We start from the raw sequence: 12,330 nt of genomic DNA on the forward strand, positions 1-12,330 counted from the left end.
CAGGGCGTCCTCATCGGACGCCCTGCCCGCCTCGTCATTCCTGGCGCTGAGATGTTCCGGATCGCGGGCGGCCGGGGCGGGCTCCTACGCTTTCTCGAGCTCGTTCAGGAACGAGCGAGCCCCTTCGGCCGCGTCAGCGCGGAGCTGATCGCGAGTCGCCGTGTCACCCGTGATGAGCATCGTTTCGGCGAACACCCCCGCCCATACCCCGGACGAATCCAGGTAGCGCTCCATCACACGCCGGATTTCCGCCCGATCCGACGACTCGTCCGTGGCGGCGAGCTGGCGAGCGACGGCACGAGCGGCTTCTCGCGGGCCGTGCTGGTTGTAGGGGATCACGTACATCAAGTCGTACTTGTCCTTATCGAGCATCCTCGAGTGCGCTGCCGCTGCTTTGGCGAGGAGATAGCCGCCGAGATTCGCGAAACGGAGCATCATCGTTTCGGGAGCGTCGGGCATGAAGGTGCGCACGCTTGAGGAAACCGCGAGCCGACGCTCCACCGGGTCGTGAAGCGCAGCAGCGGGGCCGGCGATCTTGCTCGCCACAGCGAGAGCTGACCCCGGGAGCGGGACCGTGTCCTCAGTGTGATCCCAGACGTCGCAGAGGAACTCCAGACGTATTCTCGCGTCCCCCGACATCGCGTCCCAGCGCCATCCGTTCGTTGATGCGAACCCTCCCGCGTCGAGCACGGTGTCCACCCAGGAGAAGTCCGGAGCGTCTGCGACGCGGTCGAACCCGAGAGCGAAAAGTAGATCGATGTCAGTCGTCCCCTGGTGAGGGACGGGTGCGCGGGTCGCCAAGAAGTCGGGATTGAGCCCACCGATCACGACATAGTCCCGCGCGTGCTCGCCCGCGAGCAATGCGAACCGAACGAGAGCGTCCTCCGCACGGACGCGGGCCTCGCGACTGCGAGTCTCAGAATCCAATGGCGACCTCCCTCAGGTGCTCCGCCGCATCGACCGAGCGACCCCGCTCGCGCAGAAGGTCACCGTAAACACGGACGGGCGACGCGACGCGAATGCCCCTCTGGTCATCTGTGAGACCGAAGAGGTACTCATCAGCGGTGAACACGCGCACCCGCCCTCCGCGTTCCACTTCATGCACGTCTTCGTGGCTCGACAACGTTCGTCGGGCCTCCGCCAAGGCACTGAACGGCACGGCCACGTCCACGGTGGGAATGCTGGTGAGGAACGGGGCGATACGATCCGCCGCCGCGGCACCGGTCAGCGCCCAGTCCAACGCGCTGAGGGAAGAGGCGATCAGCGACAGGCTCTGGGCGTGGTCGCGCCAAGGAACATGGAAGTCCGCCGCCGGAGCCCTGTCCTTCAGCGCGTACTGCCCAGCCCAGTCACTCAGCATGCGCCCTGGATCACGCAGCTCACGTGTCGCGGTGCTCCCACGCTCTGCACCAGTTTTCGCCGTGTACCCCTGTTCGTCGAACTGTCGGAGGACTCGCGCCGCATGGGCGACAGAGACATCGGCGGCTTCCGCGATCGCGCCGACCCGGCCGATCGAGTCAGGAACGTTGTTACGGTGTCGCACTCTCCAGGTGAGGAGAGTCTCCGCGACAGCCCGCGCGGCCCCCGACCATGTGAACGGCCGCCCCGCATCTGCCGGCACCGGGTCGAGTCGTGCGAGGTACACTTCCCCGGGAATGACGATACTCGCGCGCCCGCTCGCATCCACCCACGAAAGCTGCGATTCGTCGAGGAGATCCCGAGCTCCCGAACTCATTCGGCGAGCTGCGATGACAGGGAGCCCGTGTACCCCCGCGGGTCCGTGTAGGACGTCGTTCCGGATGCGACGGATGTCGGCGGGGAGGCCTTCACCTGCCCAGATCGGCTGAAGGGCCCAGCGGCGTGTTCCGAGGGAGACATCCACCGCGTCGGCCCGCGGCTCGACGTGAAACTCTGGCGGCAGGACGCGCAACAAGATTGCGATTGCGGAGTTTTCTCGCGATGCCATAGTTATCTCCTCGATCGATATTTACTGACTATTCTCAATTTAACCTAGTAAAACTCACTCGGGAGAAGACAACTCTAGCGGCCAGTCACGGTGAATCCATCGAGTCTGCGAACCTTATCCACGCCGATGACTTCACCGCAGGGGTGAGCCTCGGTCACCACGACGCAAATCCGAAATATCGCGTCTGCCAGAATCACCACATGAGCTCTCCCGCGCTTCGCGTCCGTCCCCGGGTCTGGATCGGCTTCGCGATCTGGATCGCCTACGTCCTCGTCGTCTTCGGCGTGCAGGTCGCGAGCGGGATCCCTTATGACGAGTGGGGTGACAGCGGGAGCAATCTGTTCCTCGGCGGCGGTCTCTCTCTGATCGTCGCCACCATCCTCCTCGCCATCACGACATCGGTGCTCGGATGGTGGCGTCCGGCGCTGTTCGAGGATGCCCGGAGCCATCACCGGTGGCCCGTCTTCGTGCCCATCCTCCTCGCGCTCACCGCGATCCTCACCCTCGCCGTCACCGACTGGGCGTCCTATGACGGCGCCTTCTTCGCGGCGTCACTCGTGCTGCTGCTCGTCGGCTTCACCGAGGAGATGACCTCCCGCGGTCTCATGATCGTCGCCCTGCGGAGCCGCCTCTCCGAGGTATGGGTGTGGTTCCTCAGCTCCGCGGCCTTCGGCCTGATGCACTTCATGAACTTCTTCCTCGGTCAGGATCTGGTGCCCACCCTCATCCAGGTCGGCAGCGCCTTCGCGATCGGGACCGTGTTCTACATCCTGCGTCGCACGACCGGGACCCTCATCTGGGCGATGGTGCTGCACGCCGTGTGGGACTTCTCCGTCTTCGCCGTGGGCCACGGCAACCCCGGGCCTCTGGCGAATGCGCTCGGCGTGCTGCAGATGACGATCGGAATCCTCGCCATCACCGTCGTCTGGTTCACGTTCCGCAGCACCCGCACCGACACCGCTGAAGGCATCACCCGGTGAAGTCCGAGGCGGTCCGGTCGTCGCAGAGTTCACCCGGACGCCGTTCGATGAGGTTCTCGGTGTGACGACGCAGACCGCCCTCAGCGCGCCCCTCTACGGCGCCTCGTTCCCGCAGGCGGTCTCGCGCTTCTTTCGCAAGTACGCGACGTTCAGCGGGAGGGCCAGCCGAAGCGAGTATTGGTGGTGGGTGCTGGCGAACACGCTTGTCGCCGTGGCGTTCAATGCCCTCGGACCCATGACCGACCCGCAGTGGGACTTTCGACCCGTCAACCTGCTGTCACCGTTCGCAGCGGGAGGTTCCTTTCCGTTGGCGAGCCCGGTCGGCGTGGCGTTCCTCATCTACGCGACGGCGATCCTCATTCCCGCCCTCGCGCTCACCTGGCGGCGACTTCACGACACGGATCGCAGCGGTGCGTGGTTCTTCATCGTCTTCGTCCCGATCATCGGCGCCATCGTGCTGTTCATCTTCACCGTGTTGAGCGCGCGTCCCGCCGGGGCCCGGTTCGACCGGTAGGGCGCGAGGATCGAGCACGTCATCGCACGAACTTGGCGGACTCGCTGACGACCGCGCGACCGACCGCTATTTGCCTTCGGCCTCGCGCGAGACGGGGGCCCACTCGGCCCACTCGTCGAGGCGCTGCTGATAGATGTGCGGGGCGATCTGGGTGGGCTGTTCACCGAAGAACACACGCAGCGGCGCCTTCTCGGCATCGACCACCTTGAGGATCGCCGATCCGAATCCGACGGGCTCGGGGCTCACGGTGCCGGCCATCCGCGCCGCCATCGCCTCGTGGAGCGGTGCGTACGCCGGAAGCGCGTCGGCGGACACAGCGGAGGATCCTGCCCAATCCGTGGCGAACCCACCGGGCTCGACGAGGGTGACCTTGATTCCGAAGCCGGCGACCTCCTGGGCGAGGGACTCCGTGAGGCCTTCGAGCGCCCATTTCGATGCGTGGTAGCCGCCGAGAGACGGGAACGCGGCGACGCCGCCGATCGTGGAGATCTGGATGATGTGTCCCGATCCCTGCTCGCGGAGAAGCGGGAGAACGGCCTGCGTGACATGGAAGACGCCGAAGAGGTTCGTCTCCAGCTGGTCGCGCAGCTGCTGCGCGGTGATCTCCTCGACCGTGCCGAAGAGCCCGTACCCTGCATTGTTGATCACGACGTCGAGCCGACCGAACGATTCCTGAGCGGCCCGGACTGCGGCGAAGACCTGGTCCCGATCGGTGACATCCAGCTGAAGCGGAAGGACGGCATCGCCGTACTCTTCCACGAGGTCCTGCAGTGTGTCCGTGTTGCGCGCCGTCGCGGCCACCCTGTCCCCTCTCTGCAGCGCCGCGACGACGAACTCCCGGCCGAAGCCCTTCGACGAACCGGTGACGAACCAGACCTTGCTCATGATGCTCCTCGATGTTCTTCGACGTCTTGTGACGCCATGTGCAACTATATGGCTGTTTTGACACCGGGTGTCAAGTACGCCCTCGGTGCTAGCATGGAGACATGAGCGAGGACACGCCCCTGCCGATGCGCGTTCGCACACGGAGGCTCGTGCAGACCGAGCTGACGTCGGTGGCGCAGGATCTGTTCGTCGCCCAGGGGTACGACGCGACGACCGTCGATCAGATCGCCGCAGCGGCGGGGATGTCCAAGCGCACGTTCTTCCGCTACTTCCCTTCCAAGGACGACCTGGTGATCGGCAAGTACGACCTGTTCGCCGATCGCATGGCGGAAGCGCTGGACGACCGCCCCGCCGAGGAACCGGTCTGGGTGTCGCTGCGTCGCGTCTTCGACATCACGCTCGACTACGTCCAGGACGACCGGCAGCGTGCGCGCAACGACGCGATGGACGAGATCGTGCGCAGCTCTCCGCAGCTGAACGCTCGATACCTCGAGCGGATGCAGCGCGTCCAGCAGCTCCTCATCGGACGCGTCGCCACCAGGCTCACCGGCCAGGATCCGGACCCCGCAGACCCCACCGCCGCCGCACTCGTGGGTGCCGCCTTCGCCTGCATGCAGGCCGCACGCAGTGCCTGGTTCGCCTCGGACCGGAGCGCTCCGTTCGGTGACTACCTCGACACGGCCATGGCCGCCTTCCAGACGATCCGCACGACGACCGACCGTGGCGCCGACCCCCACTCGGGCTGAGTCGACTCCCCGACGACGAAACCGGAGGATGCGCCACCTTCTGGAGACTCGGTCAGGGCGCGGTCCGATCCGCCATGTACTTCGCGCCCGACGAAGACGTGAACCCGCCGTCGACGGGGATCTCCGCGCCCGTGATGTACCGACTCGCGTCCGACATCAGGAACGCCACGACACCGGCGACGTCCGCCGACGTCCCGAACCCTTCGAGTGGCGTCAGCTCCCGCTGAGCCTCTCTCATCGCAGCGGGTGCGGTCGCCGTCATCGGCGTCTCGATGAATCCGGGGTGGACGATGTTGACCCGGATGCCGCGCGCGCCGTACTCGGTGGCGGCAACGTGCGTGAGGCCCCGCAGCGCCCACTTCGACGTCGTGTACGCCGCGGGGTAGTGCGCGTTCAGTCCGGCGGAGGAGCCGATGTTCACGATGGATGATCCTTGTCCCATCATCGGAGCGAGCGTACGGATGCCGAGCATCGCGCCGGTGACGTTGATCGCGAGAACGCGGTCCCACTCCTCCCGTGTCGTCTGCTCGATTCGTGCCCGATACGTGATCCCCGCGTTGTTGACGAGACCACTCACGGGCCGCGCGGCCACGGCACCGGCGAGCCGCGCCCACCCCTCTTCATCGGCGACATCGAGACGGTGGTATTCGATCCCGGCCTCGACGATCGTGTCGGGCGCGTCATCGGCGATATCGGTGGCGATCACGGCCGCGCCACGCGACGCAAGGAGCAAGGCCTCCTGCAACCCTTGACCGCCGGCCGCTCCCGTCACGACGATGACCCGTTCATGAAGATCCTGCTGCACCGCGCCGGACATCGGGACGCCTCAGTCGGCCGTCCGTGATCCGACGTGTGCGGCGAGCGCTCTCGCTCCGCGCACGGCGATGGCGACGCTCATCAGGGTCGGGTTCATGGTGTTCGCGGTCGGGATCAGGCCGTTCCCACCCACGACGAGGTTCTCGAACCCCCAGACGCGCGAGTACGGATCCGTGACCGACACCGCGGGGTCCGTGCCGCAGCGCACGGTTCCCATGTAGTGCAGGCTCGAGCCGTTCGGCAGGAGGCGCGGTTCGGCGACGAACGCGCCCAACGCGCGGCCTGCACGACGCAGGCGTTCAGTGGCTTCAGCGATCTCCGCCTCTTCGACCTCGGTCCGGGCGTACTCGATCGTCATGTTGGGAAGCCCGCGGTAGTCGAGCTCGTCATCCGAGAATGAGACGCCGTCCTCGATACGCGGGTGCTTGCGCACGCCGTACCCCATGTTCACGTAGCCCCACCGGTTGCCGGCCGCGGGATGAGCCGGGTCGAGTTGGAAGGGCGGGTTCTCGGCGTACATCACCTGCAAGGAGAACGGATGGTCGGGCTCCGAGAACGGAATGCGGTTCACCGCCGCCACCGGGTCGGCGGGGTTCATCGCGCGTCGTGCGAGCTCTCCCTCCAACTCCTCCTCCGTGACGAGGTCGGCCATGCGCGGAGCGTCGAGCGCGATCGTGGTGATGACGACGTGGTGCTCGGTGAGGTACCTTCCGAGCGGCGCTGGACGGATGCCGGATGCCCACAACAACTGCGGGGAACGGAAGGCGTCTGCCGCGATGACGACCGCGTCTGCCGAGAGGACGGACTGCTCGCCCGTACGGAGGTCTTGGATCGTCACGCCGCTGACCACCCCGTCTTCGTGCTCGATCCGGCGCACCAGGGTGAGGTCGCGCAGTTCGAACCGGGAGGCGAGGTCACTCCCCTCGGTCAGGAGGGGGCCGAGCACGGTGTCGGCGCCGGCCCACAGCATCGAGCCGTCCGACTGTGGATCACCGGCGACCGGCAACGTGCTCACGCCGTATCCGTCGGGCAGTTCCGCCCCGAACTCGCCCTCGAGCAGCGACCGGATGGCAGCCCCGATCGGTGAGGCCGAGAACGCAGCGCTCTGCTGGTGCAGGAGCCCCTCGGCGGTGGTGATGAGATCCTCCCACTCCGCGTCGTCGATGAACGGGAGCTTCTCGCTGAACGCCGGGCGCGGGATCGCGCACGTCCAGTGCGCCCCCTGGCCACCGACGTTGGTCGCAGCGGCAGCGGCCGGGAACGTCGCGGCGTGAGCGGATCCCTCTCCCCCGAAATCGAGCAGGTGGGTGCCCTGGCGTGCCGTGAACATGCCCTCCACCACGGCTCCGGCCGGAATGCCCAGCGACTCACGGAAGGCTCCGGCCTGCGGACCCTGTGACATCTCCCGCGCCCTCGCCTTCTCGTCCGGGTCGACGATGTTGCGCACGCTCGAGCCGGCAGGCGTGGTCACCTGCGGGCCGGCCTCCAGCATGATCACGCGCGCCGTCGGCGACTGCTCGAGGATCGTCCTCGCGTATGCGGACCCGATCGGGCCACTGCCGACGACGGCGATGAGGGGTGAGTCGGTCATGGTGCTCTCCTTCGAGGCGGTCAGATGGCGGACGTGGACGCCGACGTGACGTCGGTCGGGACTGAGGACGTAGGGGCCACCGGCGGAAGCTCGTCCGAGAGCCGCCCTGCCGGCAGCCGGACCGCGGCGATGATGCCGAGCGCGTAGACGGCGGCGAGCGCCGCGAAGATCGGGGCATAGAGGTCGTGGTAGATCACGGCGACCGTATCCTGCACGGCGTCCGCAGCCGTGTGGACCAACTGCGGCGTGAGCGTCGACGGGTCGAGCGACGAAGGCAGCAGCATCGCGACGCCGAAGCCGATCACTCCGCCGATGGCTGCGGTTCCCAGGGTCGAGCCGACCTGGCGGACGAGGTTGCTCATCGCCGTCACGGATCCGAGCTGATCCTGCGGTGCTGCGCTCTGCACGACGGCGACGATCAAGTTCATGAAGGCTCCGGTGCCCAGACCGACCACGCACATCAGAGCGGCCGGCGCCCACAGCGGCGCACCGAGCGGCAACGCCGCCATGCCGAGCATTCCCGACGCGCCCAGGATCGTGCCGATGATCGGATACACGCGATACCGGCCGGTGCGTGCGACGAGGTAGCCCGTGAACAGGTTGCCCACCAGCATCCCGAGCACTGTCGCGATCGGCACCACACCGGACAGTGTCGCACTGGTGCGGAACGCCATCTGGAAGTAGGTGGGAAGGTACGAGGTCATCGCGAAGAGTCCCGCGCCGATGATCGCGGAGAGCCCGAGGCACGCGGCGATGGTCCGATCCCGCAACAACGGCAGCGGAAAGAGGGGAGCCGCGGCCCGCCGCTCGATGAGGAAGAGCGCTGCGAGTCCGCACACCGCGAGAACGAGGCACACCAGCGACACCGACCGGAGCGTCGCATCGCCGTACCAGGTGACGGCGAGGACGAGAGCCACCAGCGAGAAGGTGAAGACCACAGCGCCCGGGATGTCGAAGCGCGGGCGGGCGCCCCCGGGGAGCGCCGGCACCGCCGTCATCGCGATGACGAGAGCGATGAGGCCGACGGGAACGTTCACCCAGAACACCCACTGCCAGCTCAGGTAGTCGGTGATGAGGCCGCCGAGAAGAGGGCCGACGACGATGGCGACCGGGAACGCTGACCCGACGATCGCCATGAATCGGGGACGCTCACGCGGACTCGTGACCCGGGCGATGATGGTCTGCGACATCAGCTGGAGCCCGGCCGAGCTCAACCCTTGGGCGATGCGGGCGCCGACGAGCCATTCGATGCTCGGCGCGAACCCGCAGACGGCGGAGGAGACGATGAACAGCAGCAGCGAGACGAGGAACACCCGGCGCGGCCCCACGACGTCGCCGAGTTTTCCGAGCACGGGGAGCATCACCGTCGCTGCGAGCGTGTACCCGACCATGATCCAGCTCATCTGCTCGAGCGCCCCCAACCCACCGCCGATCGTGGCGATCGAGGTAGAGACGATGGTGTGATCGAGTGCGCCGAGGAAGGACACGACGAGAAGGGATCCGACGAGCAGCCGGAGGCGGAGAGGAGACAGAGTCATGACGTGTGCACCCGTACGACCGGGTGATCGACGCGACCTGGTGTGCCGCTGCGGCGACCATGCCGAGCGAACGGACTCGATGAGCCCCGACGTCTGCTCCAGCATATCGCTACTTTCGTCGCTTTTCAACCAAAGTTCTCCATGGCACGCGTGCGCCTGCGAGTGCGCACACGAGCGCGAGGGATAGGAGGGGCGGGCACCCGTGCACCGACCGTGTTGACGATCTCGCCGACGCCTTCGATGAGCATCCGCACGGTGTCCCCCGGTTCGAGCGGTGGTGGCGCGGCATCCGGGTTCCGCCCCCAGAGTTCCCCGAGGCAGCCGCCGTTTCCGACCGTGCCGGAGCCGAGCACATCGCCGGGAACCACGATCGAATTGCGAGAGGCGTAGGCCACCAGTTCCGGGAAAGGCCAGCCCATGTTCGAGACGAGGTCCTCACCCACGAGCTCGCCGTTGATGTGCAGCTCCGCACGGATCGCGAGGAATCCCTCCTCGTCCACGAACGGCGAGAGTTCGTCGGCCGTCACGATCCACGGCCCGAGAGTGAGCGCGAAGTCCTTCCCCTTCGCGGGCCCGAGGCGCACCTTCATCTCGCGCGACTGGAGATCGCGGGCGGACCAGTCGTTCATGACCGTGTAGCCGAAGATGTGCGCGGTGGCAGCGGCGGTGTCGAGGTTCTCGCCGGTCGATCCCCGCACCGAGCCGATCACCGCTGCGAGCTCCAGCTCGACATCGAGACGACGCGTCTCCGGCACATCGACCCGCTCCCCGGTCGCGCGGATCGTGTGCGGGTTCGTGAAGTAGAAGGTCGGCGCGTCATACCACTCCGGCACGACCTCGCTCTTCCCGTCGACCGCGGCGCTCACCCCTTCGACATGCTCCTCGAAGGCCACGAAGTCGCGCACCGAGGCGGGAACGAGCGGCGGGAGCAGAACGACGTCCGCGAGCGGCCTCCCCGGACGCGATTCGAGTTCAGACCGCCTGATCAGGGCCGTCTCGAGTCCGTCGGCCAGGAGCGACGCGACCGAGACTCCGTCCGGGAAGGCCACGACCCCATCACCGACGACGACACCCTCGAGGACTGAGTCGTCGACCGCCCACCGCGCGAGCCTCACGCGCGCACCTTGGCGTCGAGAAGCGCGCGCGCGTTGGCACCGACGATGCGATCGACGATCTCGTTCGGCAGATCCGCCGACCGTACGAAAGCGAGGGGATCATCCAGCCCCATGTCGAAGGGGTAGTCGCTGCCCAGCAGCACTCGCGCACCGCCGACCGTCTCGACCAGGCGCCGCAGGGCGATCGGGTCGTGCACCACGGTGTCGAACCACAGCTTCCGCAGATAGCTCGACGGCGGATGCTCGCATCCCCGCGCCTCCGGCCTGGCCGTCCATGCGCGGTCGGATCGTCCGATCGACAGAGGCAGGTATCCGCCCCCGTGCGCGACCACGAGCCGCAGACCGGGGTGCCGGTCGAGCACGCCCGAGAAGATCAGGTGCGAGAGGGCGACGGCGTTCTCAGCCGGCTGCCCCACCGTGTTCGACAGGTAGAAGCGGTCGAGTCGTTCGTCGAGCGAGCAGCCGAAGGGGTGCAGGAACACCACGCAGCCGAGTTCCGCAGCGCGCGCCCAGAACGGCTCGAGACCCGGGTGGGAGAGTTCGACGTCGCCGGCGAACGAGGAGATCTCGACGCCCGCCAGCCCGCGCCCGAGCACCGCATCGTCGAGATACTCGACGATGCGGTCGGGATGCTGCAGCGGCACCAGGCCGAGACCGATCAGTCGGTCCGGGGCGTGCGCGACGTGCTCTGCGATCAACCGGTTCGCCTCACCGGCCGCCCAGACGGCGATACCCTCCGGCGCCCACGGGTAGAAGTGGTTCGGCGACGCGCTCACCCATTGCGTGTCGACGCCCTGCTCGTCCATGTCGGCGAGACGAGCGTGGATGTCGGTGAGCTTCCCGATCCGCGAGCCGATCATGCCGCCATTGATCTTCAGGCTCTCCGCGCCGTTGCGCCGCAGCTCCAGCGCCGCCGCCTCGGCGACCAGCTCCGGGGCGCGCTGCTCGACCCCCGCCTGCAGCGACGGCAGCAGGACGTGCGCGTGCACGTCGACCGTCACCGAACGCTCGGCGCTCATGCCGGCTGCGCCGTGAGCTGAGCGACACGGAACATGAGCCCGCCGGTGTCCGCATCCCGCACGCCGTCGAGTTGCCACTGGCCGAGCTGCACCGACGCGTCGACGATCGCCGAGGCGCGCGGGACGCGGCGCGCATGGAACTCGGCCCACAGCGACTCGTCGATGACGTCGTGGTCGACGAGGAGTTCGGTCAGCACGATCGCGTCCTCGAGTCCCTGCGCGGCGCCCTGCGCGATGGTGGGAGGGCAGCTGTGGGCGGCGTCTCCGATGATGACGACACGTCCGCGGTTCCAGTCGCCCTCGACGAGATGGCGCGTGAACCAGGTGTAGTTCGCGCTGGCACCCGCCTCGATGTCGGCGCGGATGGCGTTCCAGGGACCGTCGTACGCGCGAGACTGCTCGAGCATGATCCGGCGCGATTCGTCGGCATCGACCCCGAACCGGTCCTGCGCCTTCTCGACGAGGAACGCGTACATCGTGTCGTCGCCGGTCGGCGTGTAGCCCGCGATGTACATCGGCCCGCCGTAGTACAGCTCGCTGCGCTCGACGTCGGTCGGGAGTGAGACGAAGGTTCGCCAGATGCCCATCCCGGTGGGCTCCGGTTTCGCGTCGATGCCGATGAGGCCGCGCACGGCGGAGTTGAGGCCGTCCGCACCGATCACGAGGTCGAAGGAGCCGGCCGGTCCACTGTCCAGCACGAGCTCAGCCGCGTCGGCCGTCTGCTCGATGCCGGTCGCGGTCGCACCGAACGTGACGTGCGCGCCGGCCCGTTCGGCGGCGGCGAGAAGGATGCGAGCGAGGTCGGGCCGCGACATCCCCATCGTCGAGGGGTAGTCGGGACCACCTGTCTTCAGATCGGGCAGCGACGCGACGATCGGGGCACCGGGGCCGGGGGCGCGGAGGTTGAGCCCTTCGAACGCCTTGCCCGCTGCCTCGATCTCCGCCCAGACCCCGAGTTGGTCGAAGGCACGGAGCGCGTTGCCCTGCAACGTGATGCCGGAGCCCTTGGCGCTGAGTTCCGGTTTGGCCTCGAAGACCTCGACCGTCACCCCCGCGCGGGCGAGTTGGATGGCGGCGGCGAGTCCGGCGACTCCGGCGCCGACGATGGCGACGCGGTTGACTGCGGTCATGACAGAACCTCTCTGTTCTGGGGCTGGTGG

12 protein-coding genes are annotated in these 12,330 nt (G+C 67.6%); 3 read left to right on the forward strand and 9 right to left on the reverse strand.

Features of this window, described 5'->3' with window-relative positions; all coding sequences use genetic code 11:
• Positions 1-84: 84 nt before the first annotated feature.
• Together L978_RS03000 and L978_RS03005 are read right to left on the reverse strand one after the other, a co-directional pair.
• On the reverse strand, positions 85-927 hold the full coding sequence (locus L978_RS03000; protein WP_047520158.1) for a hypothetical protein: 843 nt from the start codon (positions 925-927) through the stop codon (positions 85-87).
• Entirely contained in the window at positions 917-1,966 is a 1,050-nt protein-coding gene (locus L978_RS03005; protein WP_047520160.1) for a type IV toxin-antitoxin system AbiEi family antitoxin, read from the reverse strand. The genes L978_RS03000 and L978_RS03005 overlap by 11 nt, the downstream gene beginning before the upstream one ends.
• A gap of 200 nt (positions 1,967-2,166) precedes the next feature.
• Between L978_RS03005 and L978_RS03010 the strand changes: the two genes are divergently transcribed.
• Positions 2,167-2,946 carry a CPBP family intramembrane glutamic endopeptidase gene (locus L978_RS03010; protein ID WP_052193288.1) on the forward strand — a complete coding sequence of 260 codons (780 nt, stop codon included), beginning with the start codon at positions 2,167-2,169 and terminating at the stop codon, positions 2,944-2,946.
• Positions 2,947-3,007: 61 nt separating this feature from the next.
• Positions 3,008-3,460, forward strand: a complete 453-nt coding sequence (locus L978_RS03015) for a DUF805 domain-containing protein (RefSeq protein WP_047520162.1) — start codon at positions 3,008-3,010, stop codon at positions 3,458-3,460.
• A gap of 66 nt (positions 3,461-3,526) precedes the next feature.
• Here the strand turns inward: L978_RS03015 and L978_RS03020 are convergent, their stop codons facing one another.
• On the reverse strand, positions 3,527-4,345 hold the full coding sequence (locus tag L978_RS03020; protein WP_047520164.1) for an SDR family oxidoreductase: 819 nt from the start codon (positions 4,343-4,345) through the stop codon (positions 3,527-3,529).
• A gap of 101 nt (positions 4,346-4,446) precedes the next feature.
• Between L978_RS03020 and L978_RS03025 the strand changes: the two genes are divergently transcribed.
• Positions 4,447-5,091: a TetR family transcriptional regulator gene (locus tag L978_RS03025; protein WP_052193289.1), complete on the forward strand. Its 645-nt coding sequence runs from the start codon at positions 4,447-4,449 to the stop codon at positions 5,089-5,091.
• A 52-nt stretch (positions 5,092-5,143) separates the two neighbouring features.
• Here the strand turns inward: L978_RS03025 and L978_RS03030 are convergent, their stop codons facing one another.
• From L978_RS03030 to L978_RS03055, 6 genes are all read right to left on the reverse strand, one after another.
• Positions 5,144-5,908 carry an SDR family NAD(P)-dependent oxidoreductase gene (locus L978_RS03030; protein ID WP_047520166.1) on the reverse strand — a complete coding sequence of 255 codons (765 nt, stop codon included), beginning with the start codon at positions 5,906-5,908 and terminating at the stop codon, positions 5,144-5,146.
• Positions 5,909-5,917: 9 nt separating this feature from the next.
• Positions 5,918-7,498, reverse strand: a complete 1,581-nt coding sequence (locus tag L978_RS03035) for a GMC oxidoreductase (protein ID WP_047520169.1) — start codon at positions 7,496-7,498, stop codon at positions 5,918-5,920.
• 20 nt (positions 7,499-7,518) lie between these two features.
• Complete coding sequence (locus L978_RS03040; RefSeq protein WP_047520342.1) at positions 7,519-9,036, reverse strand: MFS transporter; 1,518 nt, start codon at positions 9,034-9,036, stop codon at positions 7,519-7,521.
• Positions 9,037-9,161: 125 nt separating this feature from the next.
• Positions 9,162-10,151, reverse strand: coding sequence for a fumarylacetoacetate hydrolase family protein (locus L978_RS03045; protein ID WP_047520171.1), 990 nt, complete (start codon positions 10,149-10,151; stop codon positions 9,162-9,164).
• Positions 10,148-11,170, reverse strand: coding sequence for an amidohydrolase family protein (locus tag L978_RS03050; protein WP_047520173.1), 1,023 nt, complete (start codon positions 11,168-11,170; stop codon positions 10,148-10,150). The genes L978_RS03045 and L978_RS03050 overlap by 4 nt, the downstream gene beginning before the upstream one ends.
• Positions 11,167-12,300, reverse strand: coding sequence for an FAD-dependent oxidoreductase (locus L978_RS03055; protein WP_047520175.1), 1,134 nt, complete (start codon positions 12,298-12,300; stop codon positions 11,167-11,169). The genes L978_RS03050 and L978_RS03055 overlap by 4 nt, the downstream gene beginning before the upstream one ends.
• Positions 12,301-12,330: the final 30 nt, after the last annotated feature.

The sequence above is a fragment of the Microbacterium sp. ZOR0019 genome (assembly GCF_000800925.1).
GTDB lineage: Bacteria > Actinomycetota > Actinomycetes > Actinomycetales > Microbacteriaceae > Microbacterium > Microbacterium aurugineum.